This is a genomic window from Streptomyces sp. NPDC093586, from assembly GCF_044764905.1.
Classification (GTDB): Bacteria; Actinomycetota; Actinomycetes; order Streptomycetales; family Streptomycetaceae; genus Streptomyces.
In genome coordinates, this window is record NZ_JBIWJA010000009.1 from 60,814 (window position 1) to 77,970 (window position 17,157).

Sequence of the window (17,157 nt, forward strand, 5' to 3'; positions counted from 1 at the left end):
TTCCGGAGACGGACATCGTCCAGTGTGCCGGTATCGTGCCCGGATGCTCACCGTGACCTCCGCAAACGTGAATGGTCTGCGCGCCGCCGCGAAGAAGGGCTTCGTGGAATGGCTCGCCGACACCCCCGCCGACGTGCTGTGCCTCCAGGAGGTACGGGCCGAGCCCCAGCAGCTGCCCGAACACGTCCGTACGCCCGAGGGCTGGCACGTGACGCACGCCCCGGCCGCCGCCAAGGGCCGCGCCGGCGTCTCCCTCTACAGCCGCCGCGAGCCGGACGCCGTGCGCGTCGGCTTCGGCTCGTCGGAGTTCGACACCAGCGGCCGGTACGTCGAGGCCGACCTGCCGGGTATGACGGTCGCCTCCCTCTACCTGCCCTCCGGCGAGGTCGGCACGGAGCGCCAGGACGAGAAGGTCCGCTTCATGGACGAGTTCCTCACCTACCTCAAGGGGCTGCGCGAGCGGGCCGCCGCCGAGGGGCGCGAGGTCGTGGTCTGCGGCGACTGGAACATCGCCCACCGCGAGGCCGACCTGAAGAACTGGCGCGCCAACAAGAAGAGCTCCGGGTTCCTCCCGGAGGAGCGGGAGTGGCTGGGGCGGGTCCTCGACCCGGCGGACGGCGGATACGTGGATGTCGTACGCGCCCTGCACCCGGACGTCGAGGGGCCGTACTCGTGGTGGTCGTACCGGGGGCGGGCCTTCGACAACGACACGGGATGGAGGATCGACTACCACGTGGCCACCCCGGGGCTGGCCGCCAGGGCCGTCAAGGGGTACGTCGAGCGGGCCGCCACGCACGCCGAGCGCTGGTCGGACCACGCGCCGGTGACCGTCGTCTACGGGCCCTGACCCTCGTCGGACCGCTTCCCCAGCCGGCGGTCCAGGGCCAGGGAGAATTCCGCCTCCACCACGCTGCGGGCCAGGGGACGCAGGCGGTGGAGGTCCTGTTCGGGGGCGTGGCGCAGGATCAGGTCGGCGAAGAGCGAGGCGAGGGCGTCGGCGTGGTCGCGGACGCGTTTGCCGGCGTCGAGGACCTCGGCGAGGGGGATGCCCTCGCGGACCAGGGCGGAGGAGACGTCCAACAGGCGGCGGCTGATGTGGACGAGTTCGTCGCCGTCGGTGCCGAGGTAGCCCAGCTCCATCGCGGCGGCGAGGTTCTCCGGGGTGACCTCGCCCTCGAAGCGGGCGGCGAGTTCCTCGGGGGTGAGGCGGACCGGGGTCTCCTCGGTGGGCTCGCCGATGCCGAGCAGGTCGCCGACGTCGCGGCCGTGGTCGAAGGCGTCGGCGAGCTCGGCGATGCCGTTCAGGGTGTGGCCGCGTTCCAGAAGGGCCGCGATGGTGCGCAGACGGGCCAGGTGGTGGTCGTCGTACCAGGCGATGCGGCCCTCGCGGCGGGGCGGCGGGATCAGTCTGCGTTCGCGGTAGAAGCGCAGGGTGCGCACCGTGATGCCGGCCAGCCGGGCCAGTTCCTCCATGCGGTACTCGCGCGGGGCGTCGGGCCGTCCAGCGTCTCCAGCGTCTTCTGCCACGCCGGAAGCCTATGTCGTACCGCCGGTAACTTTCCTTGCCGCACCCCCTACCCATCAGTACGGAGCTGCTCTACCCTCCCCATTGCGCCAGTGTTCACTGGCGGAGTTCTAGTGACGCGTGGAGGCTTCGGGATGGCCGAGCACGAGCAGGTTCACGAACACGTGCGGGTGGCGGTGATCGGGTCGGGCTTCGGCGGGCTGGGGGCCGCCGTGCGGCTGCGCCGCGAGGGGATCACCGACTTCGTCGTCCTCGAGAGGTCCGACAGCGTCGGCGGCACCTGGCGGGACAACAGCTACCCGGGGTGCGCCTGCGACGTGCCGTCCCACCTGTACTCGTTCTCCTTCGCGCCCAACCCCGAGTGGCCGCGCGCCTTCTCGGGGCAGCGGCACATCCGCGCGTACCTGGAGCACGTGGCCGACACCTTCGGGCTGCGCCCCCACCTCCGCTTCGGCTCGGAGGTGAAGCGGACGGCGTGGGACGGCGAGAACCTGCGGTGGGAGATCGAGACCGCGAGCGGGAACCTCACCGCCGACGTCGTCGTCTCCGCGACCGGCCCGCTGTCCGACCCCAAGGTCCCGGACGTCCCCGGTCTCGACACCTTCCCCGGCAAGGTCTTCCACTCGGCCCGCTGGGACCACGACTACGACCTCACCGGCAAGCGGGTCGCCGTGATCGGCACCGGCGCCTCCGCCATCCAGATCGTGCCGTCCATCCAGCCGAAGGTCGGCCGCCTCACCCTCTTCCAGCGCACCCCGGCCTGGGTGATGCCCCGCATGGACCGGCCGATCAGCGGCGCCGAGCGCGCCCTGCACCGGGCGCTGCCCGTCACCACCAAGCTGCGCCGCGGCCTGCTGTGGGGCATCCGGGAACTCCAGGTGCAGGCCTTCACCAAGCACCCCGAGGAGCTGGGCTTCGTCGAGAAGATAGCCAAGCTCAACATGGCCGCCGCGATCAAGGACCCGGCCCTGCGTGCGAAACTCACCCCCGACTACCGCATCGGCTGCAAGCGGATCCTGCTGTCGAGCACCTACTACCCGGCGCTCGCCCGGCCGAATGTCGACGTGGTCGCGAGCGGTCTCGTCGAGGTCCGCGGCAGCACCCTCGTCGCCGCCGACGGCAGCGAGGCCGAGGTCGACGCGATCATCTTCGGCACCGGCTTCCACGTCACCGACATGCCCATCGCGGAGCGGGTCGTCGGCGCGGACGGGCGGACCCTCGCCGAGACCTGGAAGGGCGGCATGGAGGCCCTGCGCGGCGCCTCGGCGGCCGGCTTCCCCAACTTCATGACGGTCATCGGGCCCAACACCGGCCTCGGCAACTCGTCGATGATCCTCATGATCGAGTCCCAGCTGAACTACCTGGCCGACTACCTGCGCCAGCTGGACGTCCTCGGCGGCAAGGTCGCCCTCGACGCCCGCCCCGCCGCCGTGCGGGGCTGGAACCACCGGGTGCAGGAGCGCATGAAGCGCACCGTGTGGAACACCGGCGGCTGCACCAGCTGGTACCTGGACCCGAGCGGCCGCAACACCACCATCTGGCCCGGCACGACAGCCGAGTTCCGGCGCGCGACGCGGCGCGTGGACCTCGCCGAGTACGAGGTGCTGCGCGCCCCGGCCGCCCGGAGGGCCCCCGCCGCGAAGAGCGCGGAGGTGGGTGCGTGAGCCGCCTCGCGCACGTCGCCGCCGGCCCCTACGCCCCGCCCCGGCCCGCCCGCGAGCTGACCGTCACCTCCGCCGACGGGGCCCGGCTGCACGTCGAGGTGCACGGCCCCGAGGACGCCCCCGCGGTCGTCCTGGCGCACGGCTGGACCTGCTCGACCGCCTTCTGGGCGGCGCAGATCCGCGCCCTGTCCGACGGCCACCGCGTCATCGCCTACGACCAGCGCGGCCACGGCCGCAGTCCGGTGAGCCGGGTGTGCGGCACCGACGCCCTCGCCGACGACCTCGAGGCCGTCCTCGTGGCCACGCTGGCGCCGGGCGAGCGGGCGGTGATCGCCGGGCACTCCATGGGCGGGATGACGGTCCTGGCCGCCGCCGGGCGGCCGGCGCTGCGCGAGCACGCCGCGGCCGTCCTGCTGTGCAGCACGGGCAGTTCGCGGCTGGTGGCGTCCGCGACGGTGCTGCCGCTGCGGGAGGGCCGGGTGCGCACCTGGCTGACCCGGCGGATCCTCGGCTCCCGGGTGCCGCTCGGGCCGGTCACGCCGCTCGCCCTCAAGGTCCTCAAGTACGCCACGATGGGCCCGGGTTCGGCCCCGCACATGGTCGAGGCGTGCGCCCGTATCGTCCACGCCTGCCCGAGCACGGCGCGCCACGCCTGGTCGCGGGTGCTCGACCTGCTCGACCTCGACCACGCCGTACGGGAGTTGACGGTGCCGGTCGAGGTGGTCGTCGGGACCGCGGACCGGCTGACCCCGCCCGTGCACGCCCGCGCGCTGGCGGCGGCACTGCCCGACTGCGTGGGTCTGACCGAGCTGGCGGGGCTCGGTCACATGACGCCGGTGGAGGCGCCGGAGCTGGTCACCGGGAAGATACGCGCGCTCGCCGCCCACATAACCGCCGCGTCCGCGACGACGGACGCCGTACACGCCGAGGAGAGCGCATGAACAGGGTGAGCCTGGAAGGACGCGTCGCCGTCGTCACCGGGGCGGCACGGGGGGTCGGGGAACTGCTGGCCCGCAAGCTCTCCGCGCGCGGGGTGAAGGTGGCCCTGGTCGGCCTGGAGCCGGACGGCCTCAAGCAGGTCGCGGCGCGGCTGCACACCGAGAGCGAGGTCTGGCACGCCGACGTCACCGACCACGAGGCGATGGCCCGGGTCGCCGGTGAGGTCGAGGAGCGGTTCGGCAGGGTCGACATCGTCGTCGCCAACGCCGGTGTCGCCACCGGCGGTCCGTTCGCCGACTCCGACCCGGAGTCCTGGCGGCGGGTCATCGAGGTCAACCTGATCGGCTCGGCGGTGACGGCCCGTGCCTTCCTGCCGGCGCTGACGAAGAGCCGCGGCTACCTGCTCCAGATCGCGTCCCTGGCCGCCATCACGCCCGCCCCGATGATGACCGCCTACTGCGCCTCCAAGTCCGGCGTGGAGGCGTACGCGCACAGCCTGCGGGCCGAGGTCGGCCACCGGGGCGTGAAGGTCGGCGTCGGCTATCTGTCCTGGACCGACACCGACATGGTGCGCGGCGCCGACCAGGACGACGTCATGCGGGAGCTGCGGCAGCGGCTGCCGTGGCCGTCGAACAAGACGTATCCGCTGGGCCCGGCGGTCGACCGGCTCGTGGAGGGCATCGAGCGGCGCGCGGCGCACGTCTACGGGCAGTGGTGGCTGCGCGGCATGCAGGGGGTGCGCGGGTACCTGCCGGCCGTCATCGGCACCGTCGGCCAGCGGGAGATGCGGCGCTTCGCGGACCGGCTGGACGGCATGCGCACGGGGCTGGTCGGGGCGGGCGGAGCGGCCGACGAACAGCACCGGACGACCTCGGCTACGGATCGTCACTGATCGACATGCGCAGGGTCACCACCCGTGTGAATCTGATCGGGCCCGGCCGATCCGGCCGGCCCGAAACACCACAGGAGTGAACCCACATGGGTATCAAGGACCAGTTCCAGGACAAGGCCGAGCGTATGCAGCAGCAGGGCAAGCAGCGTGCCGAGCAGGGCAAGCAGCGCGCCGAGCAGGGCAAGGACCAGATGCACGGCCGCGACCGCCGTCGCGGCGACGACGAGACGGACCCGGCCTCGCGCCGCCGTGACGCGGACGAGCGCTTCGAGGAGAGCTACGACGCCTGACGCGCTCCGGCGCCGAGCCGAGAAGGCGCCCTCCGTCACGGCGGAGGGCGCCTTCTCCGTGCGCCGGTGCGGGGCGTCGCCCCCGGGCCGTTCCTCCCCGGGCCGTTCCTCCCCGGGCCGTCATCCCCGCGGCGGCAGCGGCGGCCGGGAGCGGTCCGGTACGTCGTCGTAACCGGGCGGTGCCGACGGCGGGTTGGTCTCCAGCATCTCCAGCGCGCGCCGCACCGCCTCCTCCAGTACCGGGTAACGGCCCTCCGCCCAGTCCAGCGGGGTGCGCAGCACCTCCACGTCGGGGGCGACGCCGTGGTTCTCCACGGACCAGCCGTACGCGTCGAACCAGGCCGCGTTCATCGGCACCGTGATCACCGTGCCGTCGCCCAGGCGGTGCCGGCCGGTCATGCCGACCACTCCGCCCCAGGTGCGCTGCCCGACCACGGGGCCGAGGCGCAGCAGTTTGAAGGCGGCCGTGATCATGTCGCCGTCGGAGGACGTCGCCTCGTCGGCGAGCGCCACGACCGGCCCGCGCGGGGCGTTGGAGGTGTACGACACCGGCTGGGCGTCGCGCGTCAGGTCCCAGCCCAGGATCGTGCGCGTCAGCTTCTCGACGACCAGTTCGCTGATGTGCCCGCCCGCGTTGCCGCGCACGTCCACGATCAGCGCGGGCCGGGACACCTCCATGCGCAGGTCGCGGTTGAACTGCGCCCAGCCGGAGCCGCCCATGTCGGGGATGTGCAGATAGCCGCAGCGTCCGTCGCTCAACCGCCGTACCACCTCGCGGCGTTTGGCCACCCAGTCCTGGTAGCGCAGCGGGCGCTCGTCGATCAGCGGGACGACGGCGACCCGGCGGGCGGGGCCCGTGCCGTCCTCGGCCGGTGCGAAGGTCAGCTCCACGGTCGTCGCGCCCGCGCCGGCGAGCAGCGGGAAGGGACCCGCCGCCGGGTCGACCGGGCGGCCGTCCACGTGGGTGAGGACGGCACCCTCGCGGATGCCCGTGCCGGCCAGCGGGGAGCGGGCCTTGGAGTCGGAGGAGTCGCCGGGCAGGATCCGCTTGACGATCCAGCGGCCGTCCCGGCACACGAAGTTGGCGCCGAGCAGGCCCTGCCAGCGCTGATAGTGCGCCGGGCCCTCGTTGCGCCGGGCGGCGACGACGTAGGCGTGCGAGGTGCCCAGTTCGCCGAGGACCTCGCGCAGGAGGTCGGCGAACTCGTCCGGGGAGGCGACCCGTTCGACCAGCGGACGGTACTGCGCCAGCACCGCGTCCCAGTCGATGCCGCACATGCCGGGGTCCCAGAAGTAGGCGCGGGTCAGGCGGCCGGCCTCGTCGTACGCCTGGCGCCACTCGGCGGCCGGGTCGGCCTCGTGCAGGATGCGGCGCAGGTCGATCCAGGTGGTCGAGTCCCCGTCGCCCGGCTCGGTCGCCGGTACGGCGCGCAGGTCGCCCTCGTCGAGCACGACCAGCCGGGTGCCGTCGCCGCTGACCCGGAACCAGTCGAGGTGGCCGACCAGTTCGGACTTCTTCGCCTTGGCGAGGTTGAAGTGCTCCAGGGTGGGGCGCTCGCTCGGGTCGTCCGGGTTGGCGAAGGTCTCGCCGAGCGCGCCGGAGATCGGCCAGCGCAGCCAGACCAGGCCGCCGCCCGCGACCGGGTGCAGCGCCGAGTACTTGGAGGCGGCCACCGGGAACGGCGTCACCCGCGCTTCCAGCCCTTCCGTCTCCACGGTCACCGGGCCGCCGGCCTCGTCCTCCACCGGGTCCAGACCGCCGGCGGCCGGGCGGCCCTCCGGGTTCAGCGCGAAGGGGGAGGGGGTCGCCGACGACAGCGGCACCAGGTAGGGGCGGCAGCCCAGGGGGAAGGACAGGTCCCCGGTGTGCACGTCGTACACGGGGTCGAAGCCGCGCCAGGACAGGAACGCGAGATAGCGGCCGTCGCTGGTGAAGACCGGGTTCTCGTCCTCGAAGCGGCCGTTGGTCACGTCGATGACGACCGGCCCGTCCGGTTCGTCGATGTGGGCCACCTTGATCTGCCGCAACGAGCGCCCGATCCCCGGGTGGGACCACGTCAGCCAGGCCCCGTCCGGGGAGAAGGCGAGGTCGCGGACGGGGCCGTTGTCCGACCGGACCAACTCGGTGACGACGCCGGGGGCGGTGCTGTCCGGGGTGCCCGGGCCGCCGGTGCCGGCGGCTGCGGGCGTCCTGTCGTCCGGGCCGCCTGCGCCGGTGGTCGCTGTCGTCCCGTCGTCCGTGCCGTCCGTGCCGTCCGTGCCGGCGGTCGTCGCCGTCCCGTCGTCCGGGAGGCCCGTACTGCCGGCGCCCGTGTCCTCGCCGTTCGCCTCCGTGCCCGTGCCCGTGCCCGTTCCCGCGGCCCCGGGGTCCGGGCCCCCGCCGTCGGCATCCGTCCCGGCGGCCGCCTCCAGTGCCTCGGCGGCCCCCGTCTCCTCCGAGACGTCGAGCAGCAGCAGCCGTCCGTCGTGCGAGGCGATGGCGAGGCGCTCGCCCGCCGGGTCCGAGACCAGCTCCAGCACCCGGCCGAGCCTGCCGGAGGCCAGCCGCCGGGGCGCGCGGCCCCCCGTGGCCCGCGGCAGGTAGGAGATCTCGACGGCGTCCTCGCCGTCCGCGTCCGTGACGTACGCGACCCGTCCGCTGGCCCCCAGCATCTCGGGGAGCCGGACCCGTACGCCCGGGGTGTCGGCGAGGGTGCGCGCCGGGCCGTCGCGGTGGGTGAGCCAGTACAGGCTGCCGCGGACGACGACGGCGCTCGCGCGGCCCGTCTCGTCGACGGCGAGGCCGCCCACGTTCTGGGCGGCGGGCACCTGGTACGTGCGCCGTCCCGCGCGCGGTCCGCTCAGCCGGACGTCGAGGCGGCGCGGCACCGAGCCGGGCGAGAGGTCGTCGACGATCCACAGGTCGCCCGCGCACTGGTACACCACGCGCGTGCCGTCGCTGGCGGCGTGACGGGCGTAGAAGGCGTCGTGGTCGGTGTGACGGCGCAGGTCGGAGCCGTCGTGGGCGCACGAGTAGAGGTTGCCGACGCCCTCGTGGTCGGAGAGGAACGCGATCCGGCCACCGGTGAACATGGGCGAGTGGAGGTGCCCGCCGAGGTCCGCGAGCAGCCGCTGCCCGTGCAGCCACAGCCGGCCCGTGGCACCGCCCCGGTAGCGCTTCCAGGCGGCGGGTTCGTGCGGCGGGGTGCCGGTGAGAAGGAGTGTCCTGCGCTCGCCGTCCAGGTCGGCGACCTGGATGTCGGCGACCGGCCCCCAGGGCAGCTTGCGGCCGGGATCGCCGTCGGGGGAGATCTTGTAGGCCCAGGTCAGGTGGGAGAGGGGTTCGCCGTGGGAGGCGACGGCGAGGACGGCGCTGCCGCCGTCGGGCTCGGGGGGCGTCCAGCCGCAGACGCGGGTGTCGAGGCCGCCCCAGTGGGTGAGCCGGCGTCCGGGTCCGCCGTCGACCGGCACGAGGTGGACCTCCGGCACCAGGGTGCGCCAGCTGGTGTAGGCGATGTGGCGGCCGTCGGGTGAGAAGCGCGGGTGGCCCGCCTTGGCGCGGTCGACGGTGAGCCGCCAGGCGCGGCCCGGGCCGTCGAGATCGGCGAGCCAGAGGTCGTCCTCGGCCACGAAGCACAGCCGGTCACCACTGAGGTGGGGAAGGCGCAGATAACTCATCCCTCCCATGCTTTGCCGCGCCCGGGGCACCGGCAACTTATGGGGAGCTGACAACCGTGACCCACCACACGAACGAAACCGTTTCGTTTCGCTAGGGAGCCGGTGTAGATTCCTCCCGTACGAAACGGTGCCGTTCCGAACGGAGAGGGGGAGAGCGAGATGGCCGAGGCCGCCACCGCGCGCCGCAGTCGGATCACCCCCGAGCGCGAGGCCGAGCTGTACGGCGCCGTGCTCGACCTGCTCCGGGAAGTCGGCTACGACGCCCTCACCATGGACGCCGTGGCCACCCGCACCAGGTCCAGCAAGGCGACGCTCTACCGCCAGTGGGGCGGCAAGGCCGAGCTGGTCGTCAAGGCGGTCCGGCACGACAAGCCCGGCGCCGCCGCCGACATCGACACCGGGTCGCTCCGCGGCGACCTGCACGCCCTGCTGGCCCGCGAGGACGACTGCACCATGGAACAGAACTCCGCGCTGATGCGGGGCCTGGCCATGGCCCTGCACCAGAACCCGGACCTGCGCCAGGCCTTCCGGGAACAGCTCATCGAACCCGAGACGGTGGAGTTCGGGCGGATCCTGCGACGCGCGATCGACCGCGGGGAGGTCAGAGCCGACTGTCCGGCGCTGGACTTCCTCGTGCACATGATGGTCGGCGGTTTCGCCACGCGCACGCTGCTCGACGACCAGCCGCCGACCCGGGCCTTCCTCGTCTCCTACATCGACGCCGTGATCCTCCCCGCTCTCGGCGTCCCCGTCTCCTGACACGTCCCCCGGCCAGGCCCGCCTGAGCCGCCTCCGAGCCCCAGCTGACGTCACCGCTCACGTCGTCGGGCTGATCATTCCTGCCCTGAAGACCCACGACCTGACCGGGAGTACGCCCTCGTGGCCACATTCCTCTACAAACTCGGCCGGCTCGCCTTCCGGCGACGGCACCTCGCCGCCCTGATATGGGTGGCGCTGCTGACGCTCGCCGGTGTCGGCGCGGCCAGCGCCCCGTCCGCCGGCAACTCGTCCTTCTCCATCCCCGGCACCGAGGCCCAGAAGGCCTTCGACCTGCTCGAACAGCGCTTCCCGGGCCAGAGCGCCGACGGGGCGACCGCACGCGTCGTCTTCAAGGCACCGGCCGGCCAGAAGATGACGGACGCCGGCCACAAGGCGACCGTCGAGAAGACCGTCCACACGCTGTCGGACGGCTCCGAGGTCGCCTCCGTCGCCGACCCCTACCAGTCCAACGCCGTCAGCAAGGACGGCACGATCGCCTACGCCTCGGTGAAGTACGACGTCTCCGGCATGGAGCTGGAGGAGTCCACCAAGGACGCCCTGGAGGACGCCGCGCAGCAGGCGCGCGACGCCGGGCTGACCGTCGAGATCGGCGGCGACGCGCTCCAGGCGGTCCCGGAGACCGGTTCGACGGAGATCATCGGCATCGCGATCGCCGCGGTCGTCCTCGTCATCACCTTCGGTTCGCTGATCGCCGCCGGACTGCCGCTGCTCACCGCGCTGATCGGCGTCGGCATCGGCGTCTCCTCGATCACCGCGCTGGCCGGTGTGCTGGACCTGGGCTCCACCACCTCCACCCTGGCGATGATGATCGGCCTCGCGGTCGGCATCGACTACGCCCTGTTCATCGTCTCCCGCTACCGCGCGGAACTCGCCGAGGGCCGCGAACGCGAGGAGGCGGCCGGCCGGGCCGTCGGTACCGCGGGCTCCGCCGTGGTCTTCGCCGGCCTCACCGTGATCATCGCGCTCGTCGGCCTCGCGGTAGTCAACATCCCGATGCTGACCAAGATGGGCGTCGCCGCGGCCGGCACGGTCGCCATCGCGGTCCTGATCGCCCTCACGATGATCCCCGCGCTGCTCGGCTACGCGGGCCGCCGGGTCAAGCCGGCCGGTGAGAAGAGCAAGCTGCTGGGCGGCGCCCGCGCCGCCCGCAAGAAGGAGGCCGGCGAGCCCGCCAAGGCCAACATGGGCACCCGCTGGGCGAGCTTCGTCGTCCGCCGCCCCGTCGCCGTCCTCCTGCTCGGCGTCGTCGGCCTCGGTGCCGCCGCGGTCCCCGCGGCCTCCCTCCAGCTGGGCCTGCCCGACGACGGCTCCCAGCCGACGTCCACCACACAGCGCCGGGCGTACGACCTGCTGTCGGAGGGCTTCGGCGCCGGCTTCAACGGCCCGCTGCTGGTCGTGGTGGACGCGAAGGGCAGCGACGCGCCGAAGGACGCGTTCACCGACGTCTCCGACAGGATCAAGGGCCTGGACAACGTCGTGGCGGTGACCCCGCCCGCGCCCAACAAGGCCGGCGACACCGCGACGATCACCGTGATCCCCGAGTCCAAGCCGTCCTCCGCGCCGACCGAGGACCTGGTGCACGCCATCCGCGACGCGGGCGGCGACATCAAGGCGGACACCGGCGCGGAGACCCTCGTCACCGGCGCGACGGCGATGAACATCGACGTCAGCCAGAAGCTCAACGACGCGCTGCTGCCCTACCTGGTCCTGGTCGTCGGCCTGGCCTTCCTCCTCCTGATCGTGGTCTTCCGCTCGATCCTGGTCCCGCTGAAGGCGGCCCTCGGCTTCCTGCTCTCCGTCATGGCGGCGCTCGGCGCGGTCGTCGCGGTCTTCCAGTGGGGCTGGCTGTCCGGCCTGATGGGCGTCGAGGAGACCGGCCCGGTCATGTCGATGATGCCGATCTTCATGGTGGGCGTCGTCTTCGGCCTGGCGATGGACTACGAGGTCTTCCTGGTCACCCGCATGCGGGAGGCGCACGTCCACGGCGAGAAGCCGAGCCAGGCGGTCGTCACCGGCTTCAGGTACGGCGCCCGCGTCGTCACCGCCGCCGCGGTGATCATGATGGCGGTCTTCGCGGGCTTCATCGGCTCCAGCGAGTCCATGGTCAAGATGATCGGCTTCGGCCTGGCGATCGCCGTCTTCTTCGACGCGTTCGTCGTCCGCATGGCCATCGTCCCGGCCGTCCTCGCCCTGCTCGGCAAGAAGGCCTGGTGGCTGCCGGGGTGGCTGGACCGCGCCCTGCCCAACGTGGACGTCGAGGGCGAGGGCCTGCGCACGGCCGCCGACGGCAAGCACACCGACCCCGACGAGGACCGCGTCCCGGCCCGCACCTGACACCCCACCCCTGACAGCGGACCAGCCGGTGAGGGCCCCACGAACGGGCGGCCCTCACCGGCTTCCTCTGTTCCGGCCGGCCGTACGTCTCCTCACGTGTGCCGGCCCCACGGCCACTGGCCAACTCGGTCGCCTGCCACCCGCACGCACCGCTACCGTGCCGACCATGACGACGATCGACGCCTCCGGGGCCTCCGCCGCCCACCCCCGTTTCGCCGAAGCCCTGCGCGAACTCGGACTGGACGACCTGGTCGGGCGGGTCCGGCGGTTTCCGGAGGCCACCCGGACCGCCGCCGAGGCCGCCGCCGCGATCGGGTGCGAACCGAGCCGGATCTGCAAGTCGCTGATCTTCGCCGCGGACGGGGTTCCCGTGCTGGTCCTCATGGACGGCGCCTCCCGCGTCGACGTGGACCGGGTCCGTGAGGAACTCGGCGCCGAGAAGGTCACGCGGGCCAAGGCCGACGTCGTGCGGGAGACCACCGGGTACGCCATCGGCGGGGTGCCGCCCTTCGGACACCGCACGAGGACCCGGGTGCTGGCCGACCGGTCCCTCCTCGCGCACGACGTCGTCTGGGCCGCCGCCGGGACGCCGTACACCGTCTTCCCCATGGCGCCGAAGGACCTCGTCGTCCACGCCGGTGCCGTCCTCGTGGACGTGCGCGAGCGCACCGCGTGACGCCTGCGGTCACGGCGGCCGTCCTACTGGCCGCCGTCACGCACGCCGGGTAGACCGCCTTCCGCCCGACGCCCCGGCATGTGTCGGTCGACGGAGTCCATGAAGGCCACCATCCGGCGGTTGATCTCCTCCGCGTGGCCGATCCGGGACCCGGGCCGAGATCGTCGACGGCACCGGCCCGGGCGCTGGGTACGAGGCGCGGAACGCGTTCGACCTGCCTGCGCGGGTGCGCGAGGAGGCTGCGCCTGCCGGGCACCAGGTGGAGCGGGGTGCGCAGGGTGGACGGCTCGTCGTCGGACAGGGGCAGGGGGGCGGGGCGGCGGGTGCGGTGGGCGAGGACGCCTGTCCTGGTCAGGGTGCGCAGTTCCGGCACGGCGAGGACCGGCTGCTCCAGCCAGGCCGTCGGCGGGCGCAGCGCCTTGGGCGCGAAGGCCGCGAAGGGGCCGGTGAAGATCCAGAGGCATCGGACGGCCCCGCCGGGGCCGCTTACCTCTCGGGTCATCGACACCGGTACGGCCCCCTGCCACGATCACCGTCATACGCACTCCCCCTCCGACCGCCCACCGGAAGGACGCCATGCCCGCCTACGTCATAGCCCACCTGCAGGACGCCGCTCCGCACCCCGAGGTCGCCGACTACATCGAGCGGCTCCCCGCCACCTTCGAGCCGTACGGAGGCCGTTACCTCGTACACGTGACGCAGCACGAGGTGCTGGAGGGCACCTGGCCCGGTGCCGTCGTGATGATCGGTTTCCCTGGGGCCGCCGAGGCCCGCGCCTGGTGGGACTCGCCCGCCTACCAGGAGATCGCGCCGCTGCGCTCACGGCACATCGAGGGCGACATCATCCTGGTCGACGGCGTCCCCGAGGGCTACGACGCGTCCGTCACCGCCAAGGCGATGCGGGAGGCCATGTCCGCCGAGTAGTCCCGGGGAGGCCGGGGGACGGCCCCACCGGGCCGCCGGGACGCACCGGCGGGCTGCCTTCCACGATTCCGTGGGTGCGTCCGCACGCCGCGAGGAGCACCCTGGAAGAAGATGTTCCGGAGGTGATCGTCATGATGCACACCGCTGTGGGATGGCACGTCGAGCTGGAGTTCATGGAGGACGACCAGCACACGCGCGCGGTCGCGATGGTGCGGCTGCCCGACGGTTCGGAGGTGCGGGCGCACGGCCACGCCAGCCGTCACCGGGTGGACCCCCAGCAGCCCCGGGTCGGGGAGGAGGTCGCCGGTGCGCGGGCGTTGAACGAGCTCGCGATGCAGCTGCTGACCAAGGCGCACGAGGAGATCGACGAGGCGTCGGGGAGGATCTCCCACCCCATCCACGTCTGAGCGGGGGCCGGGTGCGGGCCGGTGCGTCGTCCGCCGCCGGGCCTCAGCCCGCGTCGAGCGACGCCCGCACCGCCCGCACCAGGGCCTGGGCCCGCGGATCGGCCGTCACGGTCTTGCGGAAGCCGTTGGTGACGTAGCCGAAGGCGATCCCCGTCTCCGGGTCGGCGAAGCCGAGGGAGCCGCCGCGGCCGGGATGGCCGAAGGAGCCGGGGGACAGGAGCGGTGACGCGCTGCCGTGCAGCATGTAGCCCAGGCCGAAGCGGGTGTTCACGACCAGCACGCGGTCCGGGCCCGCCGACTCCTCGGCGCGGGCCCGTTCCGTCGTCGCCGCGTCGAACAGCCGCACGCGCCGCGTCACGCCGTCGACCTCGCCGATCAGCGCCGCGTAGAAGCGGGCCAGCGCGTCGGCCGTCGCGATGCCGTTGGTCGCCGGGAGGGCCGACGCCCGGTACACCGGGTCGTTCTGGTCGGGGAACGGGGTGATCGCGGCGAAGGCGCGGCGGGTGAGCGAGTCCGGGTCCTGGTGGGCCTCGGTGACGGACCGCTTGGGGCGCAGGCGCAGCCCGCCGGAAGGCGCGGGGTCCTCGACGCGGCCGACCCGGCCGGCGCGGCCCGCGCTCTCCTCCCCGGCGGGCAGGCCGAGCCACAGGTCCAGGCCCAGCGGGCCGGCGATCTCGTCGGCGATCCACTCGCCCGTGCTCCGCCCGCCCGTCACCGCGCGCACCAGCCCGTCCAGCAGCCAGCCGTACGTCAGCGCGTGGTAGCCGTGGTCGGTGCCCGGCTCCCACACGGGTGCCTGGGCGGCGACGGCCTCGGGGCCCCGCAGCGGGTCGAGGGCCTGTGCGGGGGTGAGCGGACGGTCCAGCACCGGCAGTCCGGCCCGGTGGTTCAGCACGTGCCGGACCAGCACCCGTTCCTTGCCGTGCGCCTTGAACCCCGGCCAGTACTCGCCCACCGGCGCGTCCAGGTCCAGCTCCCCGCGCTGGTGCAGCAGCAGCGGTACGGCGGCGGCGACGCCCTTCGTCGCCGAGCGCACGACCTGCGCGGTGCCCCGGCGCCACGGTTCGGTGCCGTCGACGTCGTGCGTGCCGGCCCACAGGTCGACGACCTTGCGCCCGTCCCGATAGACGGCGACCGCCGCGCCCCGGTCCCCGAGCGCCGCGAAGTTCCGGGCGAACGCGTCCCGGACCGGCTCGAAGCCCCCGGCCACTGTGCCGTGCACGTCCACGTCCGCGTCCGCGTTCACCTTCGTACGTCCCTTCCCGATGTCCCGGCCCGCCGCCCGGCCGCCCGCCGGCCTGCGACGGTGGGTGCAACAGCCACCGACCGTCTGTGATTCCTCACGTACGCGTCACGTGCGCGTCGTCACCGACCGCGGGTCGAAGCCGAAGGGCAGTTCCAGGCGGTGGGCGCGCATCAGCGCGTCGTCGGAGAGCAGGTCGGCGGTCGGCCCGTCCGCCGCGATCACGCCGTCGCTGAGGACCAGGGAGCGGGGGCACAGCTCCAGGGCGTAGGGCAGGTCGTGGGTGACCATCAGGACCGTGACGTCGAGGGAGCGCAGGATGTCGGCGAGTTCGCGGCGGGATGCGGGGTCCAGGTTGGAGGACGGTTCGTCCAGGACCAGGATCTCCGGCTCCATGGCGAGCACGGTCGCGACCGCCACCCGGCGCCGCTGGCCGAAGGAGAGGTGGTGCGGGGGCCGGTCCTTGAACGCGGCCATGCCGACCAGGCCGAGCGCCCGGTCCACGCGCGCCTCCAGCTCGGACCCCTTCAGCCCGGCCGCCGCCGGTCCGAAGGCCACGTCCTCGCGCACGGTCGGCATGAAGAGCTGGTCGTCGGGGTCCTGGAAGACGATCCCGACCCGGCGCCGGATCTCCGCCATGTTCCGCTTGTCCACGGGCAGCCCGGCGACGGTGACCGTGCCGGTGCCGCCGGACAGGATGCCGTTGAGGTGGAGCACCAGGGTCGTCTTCCCGGCGCCGTTCGGGCCGAGCAGTGCGACCCGCTCGCCGCGGGCGACGGAGAAGTCCACGCCGAAGAGGGCCTGGTGCCCGTCGGGGTAGGCGAAGGCGAGGCCGGAGACCTCCAGGGAAGATGTCACGGGAAACGCCCACTTCTCAGCTTGCGGATGAGTATCGTCGCCCACGGCCGGTGCTTGCGAAAACCAAGCTCGCACCGCCTCTGTGGCATTACCGTCAACCGGGCTGGTCCCAACCCGGCTGGTGTTGATCGTGTCAGCCTCGGTCGTCCGCTGGACGATCGAGCAACGTGAGCCAGGAATCCCCCCGATGACCCAGGGGGATGATTCAAAGCACCCATCCCAGCAAACACACGACCAGGGCCGCACCCGGGAGGGCCAGTGCGTACGACCACTGCGCCCGGGACGCGGTCACCTCGTCGATGACCGGCATCGAACCGGCGTACCCGCGGCTGACCATGGCCAGGTGGACGCGCTCGCCGCGCTCGTAGGAGCGGATGAACAGGGCCCCGGCGGACTTGGCGAGCACACCCCAGTGGCGGACGCCCTTCGCCTCGAAGCCCCGCGACCGGCGGGCGATCCGCATCCGGCGCATCTCGTCGGTGATGACGTCCCCGTAGCGGATCATGAAGGACGCGATCTGCACCAGCAGCGGCGGCAGCTTCAGCCGTTGCAGGCCGAGCAGCAGTTCGCGCAGCTCGGTGGTGGCGGCGAGCAGGACGGAGGCGGCGACGCCCAGGGTGCCCTTGGCCAGCACGTTCCAGGCGCCCCACAGGCCGTTCACGCTCAGGGACAGGCCGAGGACGTCGACTCGCTCGCCCTCCGCCACGAACGGCATCAGCACCGCGAACGCCACGAACGGCACCTCGATCAGCAGCCGCTTGAGCAGGAAACCGGCCGGGACGCGGGCCGCGTACGCCACCACCGCCAGCAAGGCGGCGTACAGGCCGAAGGCCCACATCGCCTCGCGCGGGGTCGAGACCACGACGACCACGAAGGCGAAGGCCGCGGCGAGCTTGGTGTGCGGCGGCAGACCGTGCACGGGGGAGTGCCCGTGCCGGTAGAGCCGGTGTGCGTGCCCCGCGCCCATC

Annotated in this window: 15 protein-coding genes; 10 read left to right on the forward strand and 5 right to left on the reverse strand. The window is 73.1% G+C overall.

Annotation, left to right across the window (positions count from 1 at the left end):
* The first annotated feature begins 43 nt into the window (after positions 1-43).
* Positions 44-847: an exodeoxyribonuclease III gene (locus ACIRFH_RS12475; RefSeq protein WP_403519615.1), complete on the forward strand. Its 804-nt coding sequence runs from the start codon at positions 44-46 to the stop codon at positions 845-847.
* On the opposite strand, the gene ACIRFH_RS12480 is transcribed toward ACIRFH_RS12475, so the two are convergent.
* Positions 835-1,473 (reverse strand): MerR family transcriptional regulator, encoded by a 639-nt coding sequence (locus tag ACIRFH_RS12480; RefSeq protein WP_403519837.1) that lies wholly within the window; start codon positions 1,471-1,473, stop codon positions 835-837. The genes ACIRFH_RS12475 and ACIRFH_RS12480 overlap by 13 nt on opposite strands.
* 186 nt (positions 1,474-1,659) lie before the next feature.
* On the opposite strand from ACIRFH_RS12480, the gene ACIRFH_RS12485 reads away from it, so the two are divergent.
* From ACIRFH_RS12485 to ACIRFH_RS12500, 4 genes are all read left to right on the forward strand, one after another.
* Positions 1,660-3,189, forward strand: a complete 1,530-nt coding sequence (locus tag ACIRFH_RS12485; RefSeq protein WP_403519616.1) for a flavin-containing monooxygenase — start codon at positions 1,660-1,662, stop codon at positions 3,187-3,189.
* Positions 3,186-4,130 carry an alpha/beta fold hydrolase gene (locus ACIRFH_RS12490; RefSeq protein WP_403519618.1) on the forward strand — a complete coding sequence of 315 codons (945 nt, stop codon included), beginning with the start codon at positions 3,186-3,188 and terminating at the stop codon, positions 4,128-4,130. Before ACIRFH_RS12485 ends, ACIRFH_RS12490 begins: the two co-directional genes overlap by 4 nt.
* Positions 4,127-5,020, forward strand: a complete 894-nt coding sequence (locus ACIRFH_RS12495; RefSeq protein ID WP_403519620.1) for an SDR family oxidoreductase — start codon at positions 4,127-4,129, stop codon at positions 5,018-5,020. Before ACIRFH_RS12490 ends, ACIRFH_RS12495 begins: the two co-directional genes overlap by 4 nt.
* Positions 5,021-5,106: 86 nt before the next feature.
* Positions 5,107-5,310: a hypothetical protein gene (locus ACIRFH_RS12500; RefSeq protein WP_403519622.1), complete on the forward strand. Its 204-nt coding sequence runs from the start codon at positions 5,107-5,109 to the stop codon at positions 5,308-5,310.
* 120 nt (positions 5,311-5,430) lie between these two features.
* On the opposite strand, the gene ACIRFH_RS12505 is transcribed toward ACIRFH_RS12500, so the two are convergent.
* Positions 5,431-8,976 carry a S41 family peptidase gene (locus ACIRFH_RS12505; RefSeq protein WP_403519624.1) on the reverse strand — a complete coding sequence of 1,182 codons (3,546 nt, stop codon included), beginning with the start codon at positions 8,974-8,976 and terminating at the stop codon, positions 5,431-5,433.
* Positions 8,977-9,126: 150 nt separating this feature from the next.
* Here ACIRFH_RS12505 and ACIRFH_RS12510 point away from each other — a divergent pair, with 150 nt between their 5' ends.
* The 5 genes from ACIRFH_RS12510 to ACIRFH_RS12530 all read left to right on the forward strand — a co-directional run bounded on the left by ACIRFH_RS12510 (position 9,127) and on the right by ACIRFH_RS12530 (position 14,088).
* Entirely contained in the window at positions 9,127-9,726 is a 600-nt protein-coding gene (locus tag ACIRFH_RS12510) for a TetR/AcrR family transcriptional regulator (protein ID WP_403519626.1), read from the forward strand.
* A gap of 120 nt (positions 9,727-9,846) precedes the next feature.
* Positions 9,847-12,081 (forward strand): MMPL family transporter, encoded by a 2,235-nt coding sequence (locus ACIRFH_RS12515; RefSeq protein WP_403519628.1) that lies wholly within the window; start codon positions 9,847-9,849, stop codon positions 12,079-12,081.
* A 166-nt stretch (positions 12,082-12,247) separates the two neighbouring features.
* Positions 12,248-12,757: a YbaK/EbsC family protein gene (locus tag ACIRFH_RS12520; protein WP_403519630.1), complete on the forward strand. Its 510-nt coding sequence runs from the start codon at positions 12,248-12,250 to the stop codon at positions 12,755-12,757.
* A 576-nt stretch (positions 12,758-13,333) separates the two neighbouring features.
* Positions 13,334-13,681, forward strand: coding sequence for a DUF1330 domain-containing protein (locus tag ACIRFH_RS12525; protein WP_403519631.1), 348 nt, complete (start codon positions 13,334-13,336; stop codon positions 13,679-13,681).
* 131 nt (positions 13,682-13,812) lie between these two features.
* Positions 13,813-14,088 carry a DUF1876 domain-containing protein gene (locus ACIRFH_RS12530; RefSeq protein ID WP_403519633.1) on the forward strand — a complete coding sequence of 92 codons (276 nt, stop codon included), beginning with the start codon at positions 13,813-13,815 and terminating at the stop codon, positions 14,086-14,088.
* A 43-nt stretch (positions 14,089-14,131) separates the two neighbouring features.
* Here the strand turns inward: ACIRFH_RS12530 and ACIRFH_RS12535 are convergent, their stop codons facing one another.
* The 3 genes from ACIRFH_RS12535 to cbiQ all read right to left on the reverse strand — a co-directional run bounded on the left by ACIRFH_RS12535 (position 14,132) and on the right by cbiQ (position 17,156).
* Positions 14,132-15,316, reverse strand: coding sequence for a serine hydrolase domain-containing protein (locus tag ACIRFH_RS12535; protein WP_403519839.1), 1,185 nt, complete (start codon positions 15,314-15,316; stop codon positions 14,132-14,134).
* A gap of 123 nt (positions 15,317-15,439) precedes the next feature.
* The gene (locus ACIRFH_RS12540) at positions 15,440-16,189 is read right to left on the reverse strand and encodes an energy-coupling factor ABC transporter ATP-binding protein (protein ID WP_403519635.1); all 750 of its coding nucleotides are present in this window, start codon (positions 16,187-16,189) and stop codon (positions 15,440-15,442) included.
* Between the two features lie 205 nt (positions 16,190-16,394).
* Positions 16,395-17,156 (reverse strand): cobalt ECF transporter T component CbiQ, encoded by a 762-nt coding sequence (gene cbiQ, locus ACIRFH_RS12545; protein WP_403519637.1) that lies wholly within the window; start codon positions 17,154-17,156, stop codon positions 16,395-16,397.
* Position 17,157 lies beyond the last annotated feature (1 nt).